General features: G+C 62.1%; 15 protein-coding genes. 4 read left to right on the forward strand and 11 right to left on the reverse strand.

Annotated elements, in window-relative coordinates; genetic code table 11:
* The first annotated feature begins 182 nt into the window (after positions 1 to 182).
* The 4 genes from HMPREF2874_RS01155 to HMPREF2874_RS01170 all read left to right on the forward strand — a co-directional run bounded on the left by HMPREF2874_RS01155 (position 183) and on the right by HMPREF2874_RS01170 (position 6,788).
* Positions 183 to 3,245: a DEAD/DEAH box helicase gene (locus tag HMPREF2874_RS01155; protein ID WP_070648609.1), complete on the forward strand. Its 3,063-nt coding sequence runs from the start codon at positions 183 to 185 to the stop codon at positions 3,243 to 3,245.
* Positions 3,246 to 3,776: 531 nt separating this feature from the next.
* On the forward strand, positions 3,777 to 5,018 hold the full coding sequence (locus HMPREF2874_RS01160) for an MFS transporter (protein WP_070648611.1): 1,242 nt from the start codon (positions 3,777 to 3,779) through the stop codon (positions 5,016 to 5,018).
* Positions 5,019 to 5,259: 241 nt separating this feature from the next.
* Positions 5,260 to 5,880 (forward strand): recombinase RecJ, encoded by a 621-nt coding sequence (locus HMPREF2874_RS01165; protein WP_210397938.1) that lies wholly within the window; start codon positions 5,260 to 5,262, stop codon positions 5,878 to 5,880.
* Positions 5,881 to 6,056: 176 nt separating this feature from the next.
* On the forward strand, positions 6,057 to 6,788 hold the full coding sequence (locus tag HMPREF2874_RS01170; protein WP_070648615.1) for a metal-dependent transcriptional regulator: 732 nt from the start codon (positions 6,057 to 6,059) through the stop codon (positions 6,786 to 6,788).
* A gap of 146 nt (positions 6,789 to 6,934) precedes the next feature.
* Here HMPREF2874_RS01170 and HMPREF2874_RS01175 read toward each other — a convergent pair whose 3' ends face one another.
* The 11 genes from HMPREF2874_RS01175 to HMPREF2874_RS09360 form a co-directional block, all read right to left on the reverse strand.
* Positions 6,935 to 7,819: a metal ABC transporter permease gene (locus tag HMPREF2874_RS01175; protein ID WP_070542471.1), complete on the reverse strand. Its 885-nt coding sequence runs from the start codon at positions 7,817 to 7,819 to the stop codon at positions 6,935 to 6,937.
* Positions 7,820 to 8,650 carry a metal ABC transporter ATP-binding protein gene (locus tag HMPREF2874_RS01180; protein WP_070648617.1) on the reverse strand — a complete coding sequence of 277 codons (831 nt, stop codon included), beginning with the start codon at positions 8,648 to 8,650 and terminating at the stop codon, positions 7,820 to 7,822.
* A 189-nt stretch (positions 8,651 to 8,839) separates the two neighbouring features.
* Entirely contained in the window at positions 8,840 to 9,802 is a 963-nt protein-coding gene (locus HMPREF2874_RS01185) for a metal ABC transporter substrate-binding protein (RefSeq protein WP_005507646.1), read from the reverse strand.
* 298 nt (positions 9,803 to 10,100) lie between these two features.
* On the reverse strand, positions 10,101 to 10,901 hold the full coding sequence (locus tag HMPREF2874_RS01190) for an exodeoxyribonuclease III (RefSeq protein WP_070648619.1): 801 nt from the start codon (positions 10,899 to 10,901) through the stop codon (positions 10,101 to 10,103).
* A 192-nt stretch (positions 10,902 to 11,093) separates the two neighbouring features.
* Positions 11,094 to 11,924, reverse strand: coding sequence for an S-layer homology domain-containing protein (locus tag HMPREF2874_RS01195; protein WP_070604930.1), 831 nt, complete (start codon positions 11,922 to 11,924; stop codon positions 11,094 to 11,096).
* Positions 11,925 to 12,413: 489 nt separating this feature from the next.
* Positions 12,414 to 13,742: a glycosyl hydrolase family 28-related protein gene (locus HMPREF2874_RS01200; protein ID WP_070648621.1), complete on the reverse strand. Its 1,329-nt coding sequence runs from the start codon at positions 13,740 to 13,742 to the stop codon at positions 12,414 to 12,416.
* A 404-nt stretch (positions 13,743 to 14,146) separates the two neighbouring features.
* Entirely contained in the window at positions 14,147 to 15,493 is a 1,347-nt protein-coding gene (locus tag HMPREF2874_RS01205; protein WP_049346245.1) for a glycosyl hydrolase family 28-related protein, read from the reverse strand.
* Positions 15,494 to 16,082: 589 nt separating this feature from the next.
* A complete protein-coding gene (locus HMPREF2874_RS01210) occupies positions 16,083 to 17,072 on the reverse strand; it encodes a bile acid:sodium symporter family protein (RefSeq protein ID WP_070648623.1) in 990 nt (329 codons plus the stop codon).
* Positions 17,073 to 17,194: 122 nt separating this feature from the next.
* Positions 17,195 to 18,727 carry a M48 family metallopeptidase gene (locus HMPREF2874_RS01215; RefSeq protein ID WP_070648625.1) on the reverse strand — a complete coding sequence of 511 codons (1,533 nt, stop codon included), beginning with the start codon at positions 18,725 to 18,727 and terminating at the stop codon, positions 17,195 to 17,197.
* A 233-nt stretch (positions 18,728 to 18,960) separates the two neighbouring features.
* On the reverse strand, positions 18,961 to 20,097 hold the full coding sequence (locus HMPREF2874_RS01220; RefSeq protein ID WP_070648627.1) for an acetate/propionate family kinase: 1,137 nt from the start codon (positions 20,095 to 20,097) through the stop codon (positions 18,961 to 18,963).
* 491 nt (positions 20,098 to 20,588) lie between these two features.
* On the reverse strand, positions 20,589 to 20,918 hold a 330-nt coding region (locus HMPREF2874_RS09360; protein ID WP_210397940.1), incomplete at its 5' end, for a hypothetical protein.

Below are 20,918 nucleotides of genomic sequence, written 5' to 3' on the forward strand. Positions count from 1 at the left end.
CCCTCTAAATCATCCCGAACAGGTTGATTTTCTGTAGTGTTTCACGTGAAACCTGAAAATCAACCTCTCGGGGCGGGGGTGGCTCGGGGTGCTGATAACCCCTCCCAATCGGGACTCGCACCCACTCCCCCTGCGGGTTTCACGCCCGCCCCGTTTCTCTCTTCTCCAGCAGAAAAGCCACCATGGACCTTACCTTCACCCTCGCCGATCTGACCGCAACCTCCGCCTGCGAGCTGCGGCTCTACACCGAGCTTCAGGAACGTGCACAGAAGCAGTCTGCCCACCCGGCCCCCGAGGAGTCGGCGCGCGCCCGCGAGGCCTACCGCGAGTGTCTGCGGGTGCTGGCCGAGGGTGGAGTGGTCACCGGTGAACATGCGGGTGGCACGGCGCGCCCGGTGCCCCTGGTGGCAACCTCCGCGGCGGGGCTGACCTACTCGGTGGGGCTTGACCGGCTGGAACGCGCGACTGTGGACAGCACCGCCGAGGGCAATACCGCGCGAATCGTCTGTACCCCGCACACGGGTGAGGCGGCGCATCGGGCGCTGTTGCGCGGTGCCCTGGCGGCGCACCTGCTGACCGCCGGTGCCGCCGAGAGTGCCAAGAACGCGGTGCGCCTCGACCTCTACCTGGAGCACGGCGCGGATGAGTGCGGCGCGGAATCCGAATCGGAGCCCGCCGAGCACCACTCCCCCGTTCCTCAACCTCACCGGGTTGATTCGGCGCGTATTCTGCCGCTGATTCGCCTGCAGGAGCAGCGTCTCGTGTTGCTGACCCGGGCACTGAACGAGGGCACGGAACCGGCGGAACTTGCCGAGCGCATCCCTCATTTTCTGACCTGCGACGAGTGCCCGGCATGCCTGAACGCGGCGGCTTCCCTTGCCCTTGCGACCGATGCCCCGGAACTTGTCACCGAAGAAACCACTGACGACCCCGAAACCGAGGAGCACCCGGTCATGTATCGGGTGCCCGCCGCGGTGGAGAACGATAGCGAACAGTACCGCCTGCAGTGTCTGCTGGATGCCCAGCTCGCCTCCCTCGAAGAGCATGCGGCGGAGCGCGGCTGGGGTGCCGGCGAGCTTGAGGCGGCGATGCTGCTGTCCATGACGAACTACCACCGCCGCGAGCGCGCCCCGTTCTGGCGCGAACACATTCGCCGCCTGGAGGACGGCCCGGCGGCGTGGGTGGCGAGCCGCGATTACGCGTACCTTGACCGGGTGCAGGTGCTCACCACCGAGCAGGCCCAGGTGCTTCTGAGCACCCCCGCCGAGGAGGAGGCGTTCGCCACCGCCATGAAGGAGCCCGCTGAGGTTGAGGGCGCCCCCGGCTGGTATCGTGTGCGCGGCGCGCAGGTGCGCCTGCTGCGTGCGCGAGTTGAGGCTGACCCGAGCCTGGTGATTGCACCCTCTGACCGCGCGGTGTTTTGTGCGTACGAGGCGGGGTTGAGCCCGCAGATTGCGCTGGACCGCATGGAGTCGCAGCTGAACTATTTCCGCGCGTCGAATCCGGGTGAGCGGGTGCCCACCGAGCTGGCGGCGACGGGCTTCTTTGGCGTGCGCGTGCTGGCGGTGGCACCGGGCGGTTTCGGTGCCGAGTCCGAGGATTCCGAGGATTCCGAAGAAGCAGCGGACGAGCCGGCCGGCGAGTTCCTGGAGGTGCTTCTGCAGGAGCGCATCCGCGTGAAGGATGAGCCGCACCGTGCCCTGCCTTCGGGTATTGGTCCTGGCGATCCGGTGTCTACGGCAACGATTGAGGCGGCTCTGCAGGCCGATGTGCACGGGCTGCTCTTCGACGGTGCCCTCATGCCGAGCGACCCCGTGCTTAATGACCCCATGCCCGCCGAGGATTCCGGGGCTTCCAGCGAGTCCGCCGAGCCCTCTGACCCCTCCCGCACCCTGCCGAGCGTGCTCGATGCGGCGGCTTCGCTGACGGGGGTGGAGAGCGCCTCCGCGGACCTACTGTTCCGCCGCGCACCGCGCCTCAAGAAGAGCGTCTCGAACGCCAAAAATGCAGAAAATCTACCCCGTGAGGTTGATTTTTCCGGCTCTGACCTGCCCACGGTCGATGCCGTGCACGCGGCGGTTCGCGCTCTCGACCGCTCCTATGTGGCGGTTCAGGGCCCTCCCGGTGCGGGTAAGACTTTCCTCGCTTCGCACGTGATTGCGCGCCTGGTGGCTGAGGGCGCGAAGGTGGGCGTGGTCGCTCAGTCGCATGCGGTGATTGAGAATCTCATGCTGGCGTGCTGCGCCCGTGATGGTTTTGATGTTTCGCGCGCAGTTCGTCTGCGCGGCAAGTCGGTGACCCCGGACGCCCCGTGGTCTGAGGTGTCTGATGCTGAGCTGGTGGAGCTGATTTCCGGTTCGGGTGGCCTGCTCTTTGGCGGCACGGTGTGGGATTACGTGAGTGAGCGCCGCGTGCCCGCCGGGTCACTGGATGTACTGGTGGTTGATGAGGCGGGCCAGTTCTCGCTGACGAATACGGTGGCGGCGGCTCGTGCGGCGCGTTCGGTGCTGCTGCTGGGCGATCCGCAGCAGTTGCCGCAGGTGTCGACGGGTGCGCATCCGTACCCGGTGGATGTTTCTGCGCTGGGCTGGTTGTCCGATGGCGCGGCGGCGCTGGATCCTCGTTTTGGCTATTTCTTGGGTGAGTCGTGGCGTATGGATTCGGCGTTGTGCGAGCGCGTTTCGTGGCTGTCGTATGATGGCGCGTTGGCGAGCGCGGCGGCGACGGCTGGTCGTGCCCTGCAGGGTGTTGAGCCGGGCGTGGTGTCGTATCCGGTGGAGCATGCGGGCTGTTCGGTGCGGTCTGTGCAGGAGGCGCAGGCTGTGGTGGATTGCGTGCGCGAGCTGTTGGGCAGCGAGTGGGTTCCGGCGGCTGGCGCTGAGTCGCGCCCGCTGGCGGCGGAGGATTGCATTGTGGTGGCGGCGTATAACGCGCAGGTTGATTGTGTGCATGAGGCGCTGATTGCCGCTGGTTTGGCGGATTCTTCGGGTGCTGGCGTGCGCGTGGGCACGGTGGATAAGTTCCAGGGTCAGGAGGCTGCGGTGGTGTTGGTGTCGTTGGCGTCGTCGCGGGTTGATTCTGGGCGCGGTGCGGGGTTTGTGCTCTCGCCGAATCGTTTGAATGTGGCGGTGTCGCGCGGTCAGTGGCAGGCGGTGTTGGTACATTCGCCGTGGGTGGCGCGTTCGGTGCCGCAGGATGTTGAGGAGGTGCTGGCTCTGTCGGGCTTCGCGGGCCTGGTGGAGTAGCGCCTAGTGCAGCCCGTATTCTGCGCTCTTCTACACTCCCCCGCCCGCTACGTTGCGGGGCTGGCTGTAACAGAGTCTGGCGGTGTGGATTGGCGGAGCCTGGTTGCGGGTGTCTTTGGCGTGCCCTGATTCGGGTTCAGCCGGGTTTAGTCAGGGCTCAGCCGAGTGGAAGCACCAAGAATGAATTATAGTCAAACTAACCCTAATGTCAATACTCAAAATGAGGAAAGTTTTTCAACCAGTGTTCACGTATATGATTAACGTCTCTTATAGAATCTAAAGTATCGCGCGACACACTTCTTGTGCGGGGGTGGCTCCCAATGAGCCGCCCAGTGCATCCTCAACCACCCCGTGATGACCGGCGAGCCCGTCATGACCGGCGGGCACAGGCGAAAACAAGCGAATACAGGCAGGCACAGCCGGCTGTCGGGGTATTCACTCATACGATTGCGCGCTACGAATTGCGCACAATGAACTACGCACGACGGATTGCACACCGCGCGACACCCAACCCCATCGTGGAGGTCCCCCATGAGTGTCAACACCGAACTACTCAAGAATAGAGATTTTCGAAATACTCTTTTCGCCATTGGAGCCAACCAGCTCTCAGACTCGATGAGTTATATCACCACGCCCATCATTATTTTGGCGCTGACCGGCTCCCCCGAGGCCGCGAGCATCACCCTCTTCGTTGCGGGTGTTCTCGCCACCTGCGCCGGAGCGATATCAGGAACGTGGGTTGATAGAATCGGCCCCTCAAAGTGCCTGGCACTGTCCTGTATTGGCCAGTCACTGTCCTGGGTGGCGATTCTTCTCTACCTCGTTTTCAACGTCACCAACATTTACGTTTTGGTGGTCACGATTTCTCTCGCCGCCATCATTTCCACCTTCGACTACCCGAGCGAGCAGTCCATCATCACCCGCGTGGTCCCTAAGGAACACCTGGGGTACGCCTCCGGTATGGGTGAGACGCGCGAGTCCACCGCCAACCTGCTGGGCGGCCCGGTCGCGGGCATCATTATCGGCTTCTCGACCGTGCTCATGACCGCCGTTCACGCGGTCGTGAACCTGCTGGCGTTCATCGTCGCACCCAAGACCTACGGTGCTAGCCGGCAGCCCGCGGAAGAGGAGGAGGGCGAGAAAACCAGCTTCTGGCAGGACTCAAAAGCCGGTTTCGAGTACATCCTGAAGAATAAGGTGCTGGTGTCCATCGCGTGCGTTTCGACGCTTGCAAACTTTGGCACGGTCGGTATTCCGCTGACCTTCATCTACTACTACACCCTGGAGGGCGCGCACCCGCTCTTCATCGGTATCTTTGCGAGCGCCTTCGGCGTGGGCGTGCTGCTCGGTTCGTTCCTGGTGGGCCCGCTGACCGAGAAGTTTGCGCTCGGCCCGCTGGGCGTCACCTCCCTAGCCATCATGTCGGTCTGCTACCTGCTGCTACCGGTGGTTCATTCGATGCTGTGGGCGGTCTGCCTGCTGATTGTACTGGCGGGCGTCGTGCTCCCCTCGTTCAATTCGAGCATCATTGCGTACATCAACGCCTCCACCCCGGAGCACATGATCGGTCGCGTGCACTCGGTGCAGGGCATCCCCAACATGGCGCTGACCCCGCTGGCTGTTCTGCTGGCCGGCTTCCTCATCGTTGATTGGGGTATTACGTACACGGCGCTGTTCTACGCGGTGTTCATTCTTCTGTCGCTGGTGGTGATGGTGTTCCAGAAGCCACTGCGTCAGCTGCCCCATATCTCGCAGGTGCCGAACGCGCAGTAGTTCTGCGGTAGCCCCGTCTACCACCCCCTCACAGCACCCCCGAAGGCAAATAATTCAACATGCACTTGCATGAAAATTATTTTCTTTTCGGGGGTGTTCTACATCCTTTCAAGGATTTTTGCGCCCGGTGCACCGTTTCAATAATTCCCCTTATCAATGCGTATTTTAGGGGTTTTGAGTGTTGCCGGTATTACGCCGAACCTTACGCTGAGCGTTGAAGGTTTTACGGCATAATAAGAGGGTGTTCGTTCTTACTTTCATCCAACGTTCCGCACAGCACTCACTCACTGCACTGTCGGACGAACTCGCCAAGCTCAACCCGCGTGTTGCCTTCGCCCAGACCTACCCTGACGAGATTCAGGGCGCCTTTGACCGGGCCAGCGATGCACTGCACGCGGCGCTGATGGCCGCCCGCGATAACGGCTTCTGGGTGGGCATCGGAATCGGCGAGCTCAACATCCCCCGCTTCGCCGGGGCGCTCGGCGCCGTCAGCACCACCGACTGCACCGGTGACGCCCTCGAATTCTCGCGCCTGGCCGTCGAGGAGGCGCAGGGAGGCGCCCCCGTCCGCTGCATCAGCATCAGCGCGGACAACCACAATCTCGCCGAGCTGGCCACCGGTTCCGCACGCCTACTCTACCGCGTCTGCGCCGACCGCACCGACGCCGAGTGGCGCGTCGTGAACCTGCTCGTACCCGGTGTGCGCGGCCAGCAGAAGGCCGCCGCAACCGCCCTGGGAATCACCACCCAGGCGGTCAGCCGCACCCTCGTCCGTTCCCTCTGGCACGAAGAGCAGGCCGCCCGCGGCGCGCTCATCGAGCTGATGACCCGCATCGAGCGCACGCACCGCCGCACCGCCTAAACCTCGGTAATCCTCGGGATGCCGGCCCGCCCGAACACGCGGTGCCGGCGCACCCCCCGCATCCCGTCTCGCCGTGATGATTCACGGCCGGACGGGATTTTGTATTTTCGGGCTGTTCTTCAGACCCAGCGGACCGCCCCGACGGGCAAAACCGCAGAAAAGGTAAACTAATCTTTATGCCTCTCTCAGAACTTTCCGTCAGCACCCAGAACTACCTCAAAGAGATCTGGCGCCTCGAAGAATGGACCAAAACCCCCGCCACCGCCTCGGCGCTGGCCGAACGCATGGGCCTGCGCATCTATTCGATTTCTGACGGCCTCAAGCGCCTGGCCGCCGCCGACCTGATTGAGCATCAGCCCTACGGTGCCATCGAGCTCACCGAAATCGGGCGCGCCTACGCCCTAGCCATGATTCGCCGCCACCGTCTCATCGAAACCTTCCTCGTTGAGACGCTCGGCTACACCTGGGACCGCGTGCACGACGAGGCGGAGGTTCTCGAACACGCGGTATCCGACTTCATGGTGGACCGCATCGACACGCTGCTCGGCCACCCGACCCGCGACCCGCACGGCGACCCCATCCCGGACGCCTCCGGTCGCATCAGCTTTCCGCAGACCGTGCCGCTGAGCCAGTGCGAACCGGGCGAGACGGTCATGCTCGAACGCATCAACGACGAGGATCCGCGCCTACTGCGCTACCTGCACGGTCACGGCTTCGTGCCCGGCGCGCGCCTCAAGGTGGAGGAGGGCGCCCCCTTCTCCGAGGCGGTGAACGTGAGCGTGGTCGGTGCCGGTTCCGGCAACCTGCACGAGACGGACGAGAGCGGCGCGGTGAAGCCCGGCGGCACCATTATTCCGTTGGGTGCGGAGGCGACCGCCTCCCTCTTCGTGTCCCGCACCGTGCGCTAGATACAGGGCGGTAGCGGCGGGCTTCTAGCCCGGAAATCCGGGCGGGTACGCGCCCCCAACCTTCAGAAGATAGCAATAGGCGGAAAGCCCCACGGTGGGACTTTCCGCCTATTGCTGTATGTGGTGAGCGTACTCAGTGGGCTTTCCTAGGAAGCTACCGGCTCAGTTTTCGTTGCAGCAGTGCTGAGCTTGCGGGCACGCATCCTGCCCAGCAGACCGTAGCGCGGGGCGAACACGTACGCCAGGGCGAACAGCAGGCCCTGCGTGACGACCACGGCACCGCCGGGGGATACATCCGCATGGTAGCTGACGTACAGACCGGTCAGCGTACCCACCAGGGACACCCCCACACTCACCGCGAGCATCGGCACAAACCGGTCCGTGATGAGGCGCGCGGTGGAGCCGGGGATGACGAGCATCGCCACGACCAGCACCACGCCCACGATTTGCAGCGCCACCACGGAGGTTAGCGCCAGCATAATGAGTAGCAGCGCGCCGAGCAGACGCGGACGCAGCCCCACCGCCTGCGCGAAGCCCGGGTCGAAGGCGTACAGTACGAAGTCGCGGCGCTTGACCAGCAGCACGGCGGCAACCACCACCGCGAGGATAGCGACCTGCCAGACGTCCGACCAGGACACGCCCAGCACGTTACCGAAGAGAATATGGTTCAGGTCGGTATTCGACGGCGTGACCGAAATCAGCACCAGACCGAACGCGAACATGGTCGTGAACACGATGCCGATCGCGGCGTCTTCGCGCACGCGGCCGCTACGCCGCACCCCGCCGATGAGCGCCACAGCCAGGAGTGCGGCAATGACCGCGCCCACTGCGAAGGGCGCACCGAAAATGTAGGCGAGCACCACGCCGGGTAGCACCGCATGCGAGATTGCGTCACCCATGAGCGACCAACCGAGCAGCACGAGCCAGCAGGAGAGCAGGGCGCAGACGGCGGCGGCTATGACGGTGACCACGAACGCGCGGAGCATGAAGGGCAGGGTCAGCGGCTCCACCAGAAAGTTGAGGATGTCCATTTAGTTCTTCCCTTCCGCAGAGCTGATCGTAGTAGTGCCAGAGGTAGTAGCGCTGGAGGCGGCGGCACCGGTAGCGACCGACGCGCCGGCGTCCACTTCCATGCCGAAGGCACGCACCAGGTTCTCGGGGGCGAGCACCTTCTCGGGGGTGTCGTGCATCAGAATCTCGCCGCGCAGCAGTAGCGCCTCGTCGGCGAACTGGCGCAGGCTCGCCAAGTCGTGCGTGGAAACCAGCACGGTCGCGCCCTCGTCGCGTAGCTGTTCGATGACCTGAATGAGCATCGCCTCGCTGCGCTTGTCCACGCCGGCGAAGGGCTCATCCAGCAGCAGCAGCTGGGCACCCTGGGCGATAGCGCGTGCCACGAAGGCGCGCTTACGCTGGCCGCCCGAGAGCGCCCCAATCTGGCGGTCGGCAAGGTCGGTCAGTTCCACGCGGGCGAGCGCCTCATCCACGGCGGCACGGTCTGCGGCACGCAGGCGGCGGGTGATGCCGAGGTTGCGGTAGCGCCCCATGCTGACGACCTCGCGCACGGAGATGGGGAAGGTCCAGTCGATTTCTTCGCTCTGCGGCACGTAGCTGACGAGCCCGGCGCGGTGGTGATGCGCGCTCTTGCCGCGGTTACCGCCGACGGGCTGCCCGTCGAGGGTGATGCTTCCGGCGTGCATGGGCACGACCCCCATAATGGCTTTGAAGAGAGTGGATTTGCCGGAGCCGTTCATGCCAATCAGGCCGCAGATACGCCCGGCGTCCAGGGTGAAGGATGCGCCGGTGAGGGCGCGGACTGGCCCGTAGTTCACGTGCACATTTTCGCAGCTGAGAAGAGTGCTCATTCCTTGTGTTCTTTCTGGTGGTCACCGTATGCGTGCGGCGGGTGTACTTGCTTGCGTGTTGGTGAGTGGGTGCTGTGTGGGTGGGTGCTGTGTGAGCGGGTGTTAACGGCGTGGGAGGAGCGAGCCATGAAGGCGACCGCCCCTCCTATCCTATCGGGGGTTTGGGGTTTACCCGGGGTTATTCAGGGTTTAGGAGTTGCCCTTGAGGCCCGCAACGATGGTACGTGCGTCGTAGCGGATCATGTCCAGGTAGGTGGGCACGGGGCCGTTCGCCTCGGAGAGCGAGTCCACGTAGAGCACGCCGCCGAATCGTGCGCCGGTGGCGTCTGCGACCTGGCGCATCGGGTTGTCAGAGACGGTGGATTCGCAGAACACAGCGGGCACCTGGTTCTCGCGCACGTAATCGATCGCGGAGGAAATCTGCGAGGGGGTCGCCTGCTGTTCGGAGTTGACCGCCCAAATGTACTTTTCCTTCAGGCCCGCGTCTGCCGCCAGGTAGGAGAAGGCGCCTTCGCAGGTGACGAGTGCGCGCTGGTTCTCGGGCAGGGTGGAGATTTCCTTGACGAGCTCGTCACGCACGCCCTGCAGCTGCTTCTTGTAGGCTTCGCCGCGGGTCTTGTAGTCGGCGGCGTGGGCCGGGTCGAGGGCGCTAAATTCGCGAATCATCACGTCCACGTACTTTTGCACGTTGCTGGGGCTCATCCAGGCGTGGGGGTTGGGCTTGCCCGCGTAGGCGTCCTCGGTAATGGAGATGGGCGTGACCCCCTCGGAGACGGTCACGTGCTTAGCGTGGGATTCTTCAACGAACTTCGCGAACCAGGATTCGAGGTTCAGGCCGTTGTCGAGCACCAGGTCGGCGGCGTGCGCCTTCTTCAGGTCGGAGGGGGTGGGCTCGTACTCGTGAATCTCTGCGCCGGGCTTGGTGAGGGATTCGACGTTCAGGTCGTCGCCTGCCACGTTGCGGGCGATGTCTGCGAGCACGGTGAAGGTGGTGAGCACGGTCTTCTTGCCGCTGCTGCTCTTAGCGCCTTCGGTGGTGCTGGAGGTGCTACCGCAGCCGGTGAGCACGAGTAGCAGGGTGAGTGCGAGGGCGGCGCAGAGCGCCTGGACGAGGCGGCGTGCGTTGCTGCCTGCGGGGGTGAAAGCGTTCATGAGGCATCCTTCATTGGAAGTCACGGGTTTGAGTATGTGGTTGATGTATGGGATTTGCCGCGCCGGGACGCTAGGGACACGGTTGTGTCTGCGCAGGCATCATAATGCGCTTTTGCCTGTCGTCCCGGGCGGAATTTAACAATAGTTCGGCTAGACGAACTTTTCAACTAAGCCACACGGAAACTTTGGGGAGGACTGCGCCCCCGAGACGCAAAACCGCGGGAGGCGGAGGAACGCATCCCCCGCCTCCCGCGGTAAATATCCCGGGTTGAGCACCCGTCAAAGCTATATACTCGGCCTAGTCGGCAATCTCCACGACCACCGGCGTGTGGTCGCTCGCGCCCTCACCGGCGCGTTCCACCTTATCGATCCAGGCACGTTCCACGCGTGCGGCAAGCGCAGGCGAGAACAGCTGAAAGTCAATGCGCATACCCTCATCCTTGGTGAAGCGGCCCGCCTGGTAGTCCCAGTAGGTGTACTCGCCCGGGGTGTGCGGACGCACCACATCCACCATGCCCTCCTTCAGCAGGGCGACGAAGGCTCGGCGCTCGGGCTCGGAGACGTGGGTCAGCTCGTTATCACGGAAGTAGTCGATGTCCCACACGTCGGCGTCCTCGGGGGCGACGTTCCAGTCGCCAACCAGGGCGAGCTGCGACTGCGGGTTAGCGGCCAGCTCGTTGTGCACGTTCTGGCGCAGCGCCTCCATCCAGCGAAGCTTGTAATCCATGTGCGGGTCGGTCAGGCCGCGGCCGTTGGGCACGTACAGGCTCCAGACGCGCACGCCGCCGCAGGTCGCACCGATAGCGCGCGCCTCCAGCACCTCGGGTTCGCCGGGCTTGCCGAAGTGCGGCTGGTTATCGAAGCCGCGCTGCACGTCTTCGAGGCCAACTCGGGAGGCGATTGCCACGCCATTCCACTGATTCAAGCCAAAGTGCGCAACCTCGTAGCCCATGAATTCGAAGAGGTCGAAGGGGAAGGTTTCGTCCTTGGTTTTGGTTTCTTGCAGGGCGAGCACGTCAACGTCGTGTTCGTCGAGCCAGTCTTCGACGCGGTTCTCACGGGCGCGGATTGAGTTGATGTTCCAGGTGGCAATCTTCATGCCTTCTAGCTTAGCGGGTGCAGAGCATGCACCTTTCATTGCACGGAAGCGATTGCGCGGCGGGCACGGGCGCTCGTAACCTGCCAGCGCACCGCCCGCCTGTGCAACCCATTGGGTCGCACCGGCGGGCGGTGAATATATGCGCTAGTCAGCGCTGAATCTAGTTAGCACTGAATCTGGTCGGTATTACTCCTAGTCAACGGCGGGAGTGCCCACAACCTTCAGGCCCTTATCGCCGTACGCCTTGAGCATGTACAGGGCGTCGGAGAAGTACAGGGGGCTGGCAGGGTTCACCACGTCTGCCACGCCGTCACCGTCGCGGTCCACTTCGGGGTAGGTGCCGAGCGTGCGGGCTGCCCAGCGGTTTTCGGTCTTGAACTGTTCAGCCTTCTTGACTACCTTCTTGGCGCGCTGGGGGCGGCGAATCTGGCGCAGGCGTGCGGCACCGTCGGGGCTACCTGCGGCACGATACAGGAACGCGGCGATGGTGTGGCGGGTGGCGTACTCGTCCGGGTGGAAGAGCCCGTCATCCCAGCCGGAGGTGATGCCCGCATCCGCCGCCCAGATGTAGGCGGGGTAGTCCGGGTCGGTGGTTGCCACATCCTTGTAGGGGGAGGTCGTGGGCAGGTTCTTGACGGTCGGGGATCCCGCCATGCGGTAGAGCATGCGCACCAGCTGGCCGCGGGTGACGCTTGCGCTGCTGTGGCGGCGGGTGACGGTGTATTCTTCGCTGCCGAGGTAGCCGTGGCAGACCGCCCACACGCCGGGGGTGGCGCTCATGGTGCCGAGGAAGTTGGCGACGCATTCTAGGTATGCAGGGTCGTCCTTGGGCTGCTCTGCCTTGATGACGAGCTGCAGGTTCACTGCGGGTTTTGCGGCGTGGGCTTCTACAGCGTGGGCGGCAGGCTGTGCGCTCACCGCGGAGGTGACGGGTACGGCACCGAGAACGAGTGCGAGAGTGAGGGCGAAAGTGCGGCGTGCGCGGGGAGCGGGTGTGAGTGCTCGAGAGATAACCGGAAGCATGGATTTTTCCTTATGTAATTGTGGTTGGGAACCGGCCGGAAGGAACCGATTTTTGGGTCAACTGCGGGGTCGCCAAATGGAGCGAATAATAAAAGGGGAAAGGAGTGCGTTGAGGAATAGTAAGAAGCGGCAATGAATAGGGGCTGACGTGCGGCGATACGCGGTTTTGGCGTGTACCAATGATGTGCGTGTTCCGCATGCTGTCGCACGGCTATGGTGGTGCACAGTGAATGGACTGTTTTACACCACCATAGAAAGTTTAAAGTACATATTAATATTTTATTCAATATTTAATTGAGACTTTTATCAACTAAAAATTAAACATTGTTCTAAACGACAAAGCAGCTGCGAATGGTATGTATTCCATTCACAGCTGCTTTGATTTTTAGCTGATATATAGCGGTATAACGCACCTACTAGGGCACACGCACCTCCCTCACGATTCACAGGAAAGTCCTGGACCGGTTCGGGCGTGTCTACTAGCCTCTACTAACCGCGCATCACGTTATAGGCTTCCTTGGTGAGCTGACCGGCGGGCGAGGTGGAGTGGCGCAGCTCCTCAACCTCAATGACCACGTTCGCGCCAATCTCGCCGGTGATGTACACGCGGCGGCCGAGCATATTACCCTCGCCGATGCGGTCGTCCTTGGCGGTGCCTTCGGTGATGCGCAGGTCGTAAATCTTGTTTTCAATGTAGAAGCCGTACAGGGAGGCGGGCTTCTCCGGCGGGTTGTAGGAAACGGGCGCGACCATGCGGGTACCGCGCGCGTTGCGGCTGATGTACCAGTTGGCGGCCTCGTCGGCACCGGCGGCACCGCTGACGGTGCCAGCCCAGCTGGAACCTTCCGCTTCGCATCCGATGAAGATGTTGTGCGCCCACTCAACAATCCAGCCGTGACCCGCGTTGGAGCGTGCGGTGCAGCCGATGAACATGTTGCGCTCACCCTGCACGATCCAGCCTGCGCCGGCGTGGCGGGTGGCGGGCTCGTAGAGGGCGTTCTTGTTGCTGGTGCGGTGGTTGCTGTTGCTGGAGCAGTTCTCGAACTTAGCCTGCGCCGCGTACACCTCGATACCGGCGTAGGAGCCGCCGCTGAGGTTCGCTTCGGCAACGTCGATACCGCGCAGCTTGTTGTCTGCCGCGCCGGAGTTCTGGCCTTCGGTACCGCGGCGGGGGTGGCCGGCGGGCTTGCCGAGCAGCAGGCCCTGGTTGAGGGTGCGGCGGATGGTCACGTCGTCAATTTTCATGCCCTGGTCGTCCAGGCCGAGCACGGCAACGCCGATGGCGGTGTCCCAGACCTCCACGCCGGCGATAACGGGCACGATGTCCGGTTCGTTGAGCAGGTCGCCGGTCAGGTGGGTGTGGAAGATGACGCCGGCGACGTTGTTCAGCGGGGCGGTGTGCGCATCGAGCGGGTAGCTGCTGATGGGGGTGTTTGCGGCGTTAGTGCGGATGTGCAGGTTGCGTACGCCCATGCGCATGGGCTTGTTGGCGTTGTAGTTGCCGTAGACGGGGGTGGTGTAGCTGCCGACGTGGAACACGCCGGTGTATTCGGTGTGGCCGTTGGCGGTGGTGGGGATGGCGCGGTCGGAGTGCGCGATGACGACGGTTGAGGAGCCGTAGCCGAAGATTTCGACGCGGTGCTTGATGTCGATGAAGGGGTAGGAGACGCGGTAGATGCCGCGGGGTAGTTCTACGGATCCGCCACCGCGTGCGGCGACGTCGTCGACTGCGCGCTGGATGGCTGCGGTGGAGTCTTTGGCACCGGTGGGGTCTGCGCCGTAGTTGATGGCGTTGATGCTCATGGGCGTATCGGGCATGAGGGGCTCAATTCTTTCGATGGGTACCGCGTTCGGTGCTGAAGGCGGCGCGGGTGAGTGAATTGAGTGAATACGGCTGTATGCGGTGAATACGGTGCTACGTGGGTGCAGTGTTGAGTTTGCGTGGTGCGGTGTGTTGGGCGCATTTCTGCGGGTGTTTTGACGTGTGCGGGTCTGTGCACCGGCAGACCTGCCTCCTGCTCAAGGGTACCGCATTGGGCGTGTGGAGGCGATGACCGGGCGCTGTGATGCCCGCTCCCCTGCCCTGTTTTTCTACGGTTTTTCGGCCGTTTTGTGGGCGGGTTAAACGCCGAGGGGCGGGGATTACTCCCCGCCCCTCAGGCGTATGCGTTTTAAGATTTTGTGGTCACGAGCCTCAGCCCGCAGAGCCTAACTCGCGAGGGTTAGCCCATGAACACGCCGTTGCCGCGCTTCTCCAGCTGCTTCGGCGCGAAAGTCGCGTGGCGAATATGATCCACCTCGATGAGCACGTTATCGCCCATAGCGCCAGTCACGTGAACACGGCGGCCGATCATGTTGTTCTCACCAATACGGTCATCCTTCGCAGACGCAGTCGTAATGTGCATATCGCGAATGTTGTTCTCAATGTAGAAACCGTACAGGGAAGCCTTCGCCCAGCTGTAAGGGTTGTGCGAGCGGGCAGCCACAAAACGGCTACCGCGTGCGTTACGGCCAATGTACCAGTTCGCCGCCTCGTCGCCTCGAGCAGCGCCGGTAACAGCATCCTGGAAGCTCGAAGATTCACCCAGGCAGCCAATGAACTGGTTGTTACCCCACTCCACGAGCCAGCCGTGACCGGCGTTCTCCTGGGCGGTGCAGCCAATGAACATGTTGCGGGTGCCCTGAATGAACCAGCCTGCACCCACGTGGCGGGTCTTCACCTCGTACAAGGCGTTCTTACCCTGGTTGCGCTTGTTGAACCAGCTGGTGGACGCCTCGAACTTGGACTGAGAAGTGTAAATCTCGATGCCCGCGTAGGTGCCGAAGCTCATGTTTGCGTCAGAAACGTCAATCATGGAGAACTTGTTATCTGCCGCGCCGGGGGTGTCACCCTCGCGGGGGCGCAGCGGGTGGCCGACAGGCTTGCCGACCAGCAGGCCCTGGCGCAGGGTCTGGCGGATGCGCAGCTTGTCAATCTTCATGCCCTGGTCGTCCAGGCCCAGGATTGCAACGCCAATGGCGGTGTCCCAGATTTCGATATTGGACAGGGTGGGCACTGCGTCCGGCTCACCGGGGTTAGCGTCCGCAATGCGGGTGTGGAAGATGACGCCTGCAACGTTGTCGACGGGCTGGGTGTGCTTCTCCAGGAAAATCTGGTTGCTCTTAGAATCCAGCGGCAGGTTGTACTTGTTGGTGCGGATGAACAGGTCACGCACGCCCATACGCATGGGCTTGTTCTGGTTGGTGCCACCGCTCATGGGGGTGGTGTAGCTACCGGTGTGGAAAACGCCGGTGCATTCGTAGCTACCGTTCTTGGTGGAGGGAATACCCTTGTCGGTGAAAGCGACGATTCGGGTTGCCTGACCGTGGCCGAAGATCTCGACGCGGTGCTTCATTTCGATGAAGGGGTAGGAGACGCGGTACATACCGCCGGGAATCTCCACGGAGCCGCCGCCCTGCGCAGCAACATCATCGATAGCCTTCTGGATAGCACTAGTGGAGTCTCGTACGCCGGTGGGGTCAGCGTTGTACTTGGAATCGCATACGTTCACGCTCATGATGGTAGCCATGGAGTGTCCTCTTTCTTGGCGGATACAGACAGCGATTAGCGCATAGATGGAATCTAAGCGCGTCATTAAGCTGAGTGTATCCAGTTGTGTTTGAGTGAATAAATGGTTTTGAGCTTCCTTCCGGTTGAGTGAGTGAGTCTCTTCCGGTGTGGGATGCGGGCGGGGAGTGAATCCGCTGCATCAACGCTCGTGGATGGTGTGAGGGAGTGAATCTCAACCATTCCCACATGAGTCATAAATTCTTGCATACAGGATGCAAATCTGTCTAACCCATCGACAAAATATTCTAGGGCAAAATTGGGGCTTTTTCACCGCTCAACACCCGATAGTGTTGATTGTCTCGCCGGTCACTTTGATGCAATAGAGTGCACATAACCCACAGAAAACCAACTGACCAGTACAAATACCACATTTTGCACACAAATGCACTAGTCAGAGAGTTTTTCGATGAATGCGCGCTATATCACTTCATAGACAGGTCATCCAGTCCCAAAGAACCCATTAAAACCCCTCATCAGAGGCTTATCTCACAGGCTCAGAGGCCCCCAATAGCACCCGCCGAGCACCCCGGCAGATAGGGTTCAAGCCCCTACTGAACTTCCTTCGCGGAGGCGGCACCCACCACATCCAAGCGCGCATAGCGGCCCGCAAGCCAGGTACAAATCATCAACTGGACCTGATGGAAAATCATGATCGGCAGCATCATCAGACCCAGCGAACCCGCACCAAAAATAATGATCGCCATCGGCAGGCCAGCCGCCAGCGACTTCTTCGAACCGCAGAACTGAATCGTAATACGGTCGGCACGGTTGAAGCCCAGACGCTTAGCCAGCTGATCAGTCAGCCACAGCATGAACACCACAATAATCGCCATGAGCACAACCAGCAGCACGATCTGCCACCACGCCACGCGCGTCCACACGCCCTGCACCACCGAGGCGGAAAATGCCGAATACACGATCATCATGACCGAGAACTTATCCAGCCACTTGGTCGTCGGCTTCTTGGCGAACTCCCCCACCCAGCGGCGCGTCAGCTGGCCAAGCACGAACGGCAGGAACAGCTGAATGGCGATGTCCAGGAAGACCGTTCCAGAGAACTCAATATGCCCCGTGTTCATCAGCAGCATGGCGAGCAGCGGGGTCGCCACCACACCCACAATCGAAGAGAGGGAGGCGCTCACAATCGCCGCCGCCACGTTACCGCCCGCAATCGAGGTGAACGCAATCGATGCCTGCACGGTCGAGGGCACAAAGGTCAAGAACAGAATACCCATGTACAGCCCATCACCGAGCACAAAACGCAGTGGTGAAAGCGCCAAACCGACCAGCGGGAACAGCACGAACGTGCAGCTCAGAATCATCAGGTGCAGACGCCAGTGGGTCAGGCCGCGAATGGCCTCCGCGGTGGAGAGGCGAGCGCCGTACAGGTAGAACAGCAGGGCGACCGCGAACTTCGTTCCGGTGCTGAACCAGTCGGCGAAGTCGCCGCGCGCCGGCACGATAATGGCCAGAATAACGGCGGTGATGAGCATGGTCAGCAGCGGGTCAAGCTTGATGGAGCGCAGTGATGAGAGCATAGCCCCTATTCTATGACCTGCGGTTAAAGAGCTGAACCCGCCGGGGGCACCTCTCACGATGAGATGCCCTCGGCGGGTTCTTGAGCCTTTAGCGCCCGCGGGCGCGTTCACGGCTTAGCGGGCTACTTGTTGCCGGGGTCGAAGCCGTAACCGCCCTCGCCGGAGGGGCCGACGTCGGGTCGGTTGGAGCCGGGCTGGGAGCCGGACTGTTCCGGGGTTCCGGACTGCTGGCCAGGCTGCTGGCCGGGCTGACCGAAGCCGGAGGCCGCCTGCTGGCCGAAGCCGGACGCACCCGCGGCGGGTGCACCGCCGGCGGCCGCGTACGCATCCCAACGCTGAGCGTGGAACGCGCGAGCCTGCTCGGTCTGCCATCCGCTGAACAGGGCCGTGTTCTCGGGGTATGCGAGGTCCTCCTCGGGCTTCTGTACCACGTCCACGGTCTCGAGGTTGTGGGGTTCCCAGGTCTTCTGGTTTTCCTGCATGAACTCGGTGGACTGAATCGGGTCGGGCCACATGCCAACGGGCTCCGAAGCGGGAACCAGCACGGGCACGCGCGGGGTGCCGTTGTCCGTGGGGTTCTCGGTCGGGCGCCAGAAGAGGCGGCCCGGCTGGGTGCGGTCACGCAGGGCGTGGGCACGCCAGGTGATCACGGGGTGGCTCATCAGCAGGTTCACGTACCAGACGGCCAGGCCACGGTCGGTCACGGCGCGGTCGGCCAGCTCGTCAAAGTTGACCTGCTTATTCAGGTACTTACCGGCGGCCATGACCTTGATGGCACCCTCGGCACCCTCGGGGCAGAAGCGGTAGCCGAAGTTATCGGCGGTGTACTCCTGAGCGCGGGACAGCGCGCTGGACAGCATGGGGATGCGACTGAAGAGCGTGGTGAAAATCAGACGGAAGTAGCTGACGTGACCGGCCGCGATGTGGCCCACCTCGTGACCGATGATGAAGCGCAGGGCCTGCGGGTCACGGGACTTACCGCCGATTTCGAACAGATCGGAGTAGATGCAGATAAAGCGGCGGAAGCCGTGACCCGATGCGAAGGCGTTGATGGTGCCGTTACCGCTGATAACGTACGCGTCGGGTACGCGGCGCAGGCCGGCTGCCTCGGCTGCCTCGGCGAGCATCTGGTACGCCTCGGGGAACTGGGTCGGGGTGATGCGCACGCCGGTCACACGCTGCTGGGCGTAGAAGAGGGCACGAACGATGAAGAGCACGAGAGGGCCCAGAACCAGCATGGACACGGCCTGCATGACGATGTCCTGCACGCTGCTTGCCACGCGGCTGCTTGTGCCGCCGGTGTAGTCGCCCGAACCGGACGAGAAGAGCCACTGGCCCATGCGGCCAAACAGCGTAATAATCGACATGAACAGCACGACGTAGCCGGCCGCGGTGACCGCGTAGGCGGCGACCAGCCACGGGATTTCGGCGGGGTGACGCAGCGCGTGCAGCACCTTCGTCGGCAGTATGGACTGGTAGGCAAAGAACCTGGGTTCCGGAAGGGGGCTCACCGGCTTCTGACGCTTATCTTCGGGCAGCCAACCCGCGGAGAGGTCCTGCGGAAGAGGCGTGCCCTGCGGGGCGGGGCGCCCCTGGGGGCCGGGCTGGGCGTTGAACTGCCCGCCGGGCTGGTGGTTTTCAGGAGGTTGAGTCATATCTCGTCCACTTCGTATCGAGTGTTGTCTGACTCCACTCTATCGGGTTTGGGCACGCTTAGGTGAATACAAGAACGGTTTTTCTCACAAACCGCACGTATTTGGGCGTCCGCGTACGTAAAAGCCCGCCGTAGCGTCCGTTGGTAACGGATGCTGCGGCGGGCTGAAGCTCTACGGGCCGCACGCGGGATGCCTCACGCACCCCGCGCGGTGACCGCGCGAAACTCGAGCGTTTAGAGGCTCTTGACGAGCTCCTCGGTAGCCTCGGCGATGGCCTTCTCCTCGTTGGTGGGGATGACCAGAACCTTGATGGCGGAATCCTCGGTAGAAATCACGCGAGGCTCGGGGGAGCGCTTAGCGTTCTCCTCCTCGTTGTACTTGATGCCCAGAGGGCCGAGGCGGTCCAGGACCAGCTTGCGGAAGTCGCCGGAGTTCTCGCCGATACCTGCGGTGAAGATCAGGGCCTGTGCGCCGCCAACAACCAGGTTGTAGCCGCCAATGTACTTCATCAGGCGGTAGGAGGTCATGTCCAGTGCGAGCTGTGCACGCTCGTCGCCGGACTGTGCAGCCTCAACGACCTTACGCATGTCGTTGGAGCCAGCCAGTGCGAGCAGGCCGGACTCCTTGTTCAGGATGGTGTCCAGGCGTTCACCGTCAATGCCCTCACGAATCAGGATGGTGGTCAGTGCCGAGGGGTCGATGTCGCCGGAGCGGGTACCCATGATCAGGCCGGCCAGCGGGGTGTAGCCCATGGAGGTGTCGACGGACTTGCCGCCCTTCACAGCGGTCACGGACGCGCCGTTACCGAGGTGAGCAACGATGCCGTTGAACTCGTCGCGTGCAATGCCGAGCATGTCAGCTGCAACGTGGGAGACGTACTCGTGGCTGGTGCCGTGGAAGCCGTAGCGGCGGATACTGTACTTGTCAGCCAGGTCGTAGGGGATTGCGTAGCGCCATGCTTCTTCGGGCATGGTGGAGTGGAACGCGGTGTCGAAGATAGCAACCTGCGGCAGGGAGGGCCACTTGTGCATTGCTGCGCGCATGCCCTGAGCGTGTGCGGGGTTGTGCAGCGGTGCCAGCGGGGAGAGGTCGTCGATCTGCTGGACAACTTCCTCGGTGAGCAGGGCGGGGTGGGTGAACTTCTCTGCACCCTGCACCACGCGGTGGCCGACTGCCTGCAGCTCGCGGCCGTGCAGGACGGGCTCGAGCTTCTCAGACATGATGTCGAATGCGACTTCGTGGTTGGGGACGTCGGTGCCGATGTTTTCGACGAGGCCGGAGGTCAGCATCTGCTCTGCCTCGGGCAGGGAGGTGTCACGCACCTGGTACTTCAGGGAGGAAGAACCAGCGTTCACAACGAGAATAAGCATGAAAGTATCTTCTTTCGTAGTTTTCTTTTCGGTCCATTCTCGCACTTTTCGAGCCTGCGTGCGAGACGGCCCCGACTGTGTTTTTGGCGGGGGTTTTAATTAGGGGCAGTATAGAGGCAGTATCGGGGTCAGGAGGAGTGGGTTAGGTGGGTACTTTTCTTTTCGGTCGCAGTGACCGGCTGAAAGGCTGGCGGGTTTTAGGAATGACCTAATTACTGGTCGTGTTTTCAGAGCTTAGGTATAGTTGGAGTTAGCAAGGTAAACCAAGAACCCTGAGACAATCGCCGCAAGGCGAGGAGGTATAACGGGTGAGCCGTAGCGGGGTGTACTGGTGGATTCTGGTCGAAGCTACGGACCTCGCATATAAGGCATCCGCAAGGGTGCCTTTTCTGTTCAGACTTTTCTGGTTCTGCACGCTTCCAATGCCGGAAGCCGCACGTGCAGAAAACCGCATATGTAGCTTTCTGTATCTCTACACCCAACACCACCCATTATGTGATACAGATTACATAGTGGCCAAAAGCTAGATGATTTCCGTGTACTATAAGAGCAGCAAGAGTTTTGCCGACACGGCAATATGGCTCAGAATTTGAGCTACCATCATGGAGATTATCAGACGACCCTAAGCCACCACCTTTAGCACGCTGTGACTCCAATGGATTATGTGGAGACATAGGGGCTTGCTCACTATGACTCCGATTTGCAGTCATTTCGGATTGCAACACAAAAATCACCGCTGGTGCCTGATTTATCCAGACACCAGCGGTGATTTTCTCACTGTCGTCCCGCGTCACCACAGCACGACGTCTGACAAGCCCCTC

Source organism: Rothia sp. HMSC068F09 (assembly GCF_001812775.1).
Taxonomy (GTDB): domain Bacteria; phylum Actinomycetota; class Actinomycetes; order Actinomycetales; family Micrococcaceae; genus Rothia; species Rothia mucilaginosa_A.

What these genes read in the sequence shown, in the direction of transcription:
- HMPREF2874_RS01155 (WP_070648609.1), top strand. Translation starts at nt 183, where the DNA reads ATGGACCTTACCTTCACCCTCGCCGATCTGACCGCAACCTCCGCCTGC.
- HMPREF2874_RS01160 (WP_070648611.1), top strand. Translation starts at nt 3,777, where the DNA reads ATGAGTGTCAACACCGAACTACTCAAGAATAGAGATTTTCGAAATACT.
- HMPREF2874_RS01170 (WP_070648615.1), top strand. Translation starts at nt 6,057, where the DNA reads ATGCCTCTCTCAGAACTTTCCGTCAGCACCCAGAACTACCTCAAAGAG.
- HMPREF2874_RS01175 (WP_070542471.1), bottom strand. Translation starts at nt 7,819, where the DNA reads ATGGACATCCTCAACTTTCTGGTGGAGCCGCTGACCCTGCCCTTCATG.
- HMPREF2874_RS01180 (WP_070648617.1), bottom strand. Translation starts at nt 8,650, where the DNA reads ATGAGCACTCTTCTCAGCTGCGAAAATGTGCACGTGAACTACGGGCCA.
- HMPREF2874_RS01185 (WP_005507646.1), bottom strand. Translation starts at nt 9,802, where the DNA reads ATGAACGCTTTCACCCCCGCAGGCAGCAACGCACGCCGCCTCGTCCAG.
- HMPREF2874_RS01190 (WP_070648619.1), bottom strand. Translation starts at nt 10,901, where the DNA reads ATGAAGATTGCCACCTGGAACATCAACTCAATCCGCGCCCGTGAGAAC.
- HMPREF2874_RS01195 (WP_070604930.1), bottom strand. Translation starts at nt 11,924, where the DNA reads ATGCTTCCGGTTATCTCTCGAGCACTCACACCCGCTCCCCGCGCACGC.
- HMPREF2874_RS01200 (WP_070648621.1), bottom strand. Translation starts at nt 13,742, where the DNA reads ATGCCCGATACGCCCATGAGCATCAACGCCATCAACTACGGCGCAGAC.
- HMPREF2874_RS01205 (WP_049346245.1), bottom strand. Translation starts at nt 15,493, where the DNA reads ATGGCTACCATCATGAGCGTGAACGTATGCGATTCCAAGTACAACGCT.
- HMPREF2874_RS01210 (WP_070648623.1), bottom strand. Translation starts at nt 17,072, where the DNA reads ATGCTCTCATCACTGCGCTCCATCAAGCTTGACCCGCTGCTGACCATG.
- HMPREF2874_RS01215 (WP_070648625.1), bottom strand. Translation starts at nt 18,727, where the DNA reads ATGACTCAACCTCCTGAAAACCACCAGCCCGGCGGGCAGTTCAACGCC.
- HMPREF2874_RS01220 (WP_070648627.1), bottom strand. Translation starts at nt 20,097, where the DNA reads ATGCTTATTCTCGTTGTGAACGCTGGTTCTTCCTCCCTGAAGTACCAG.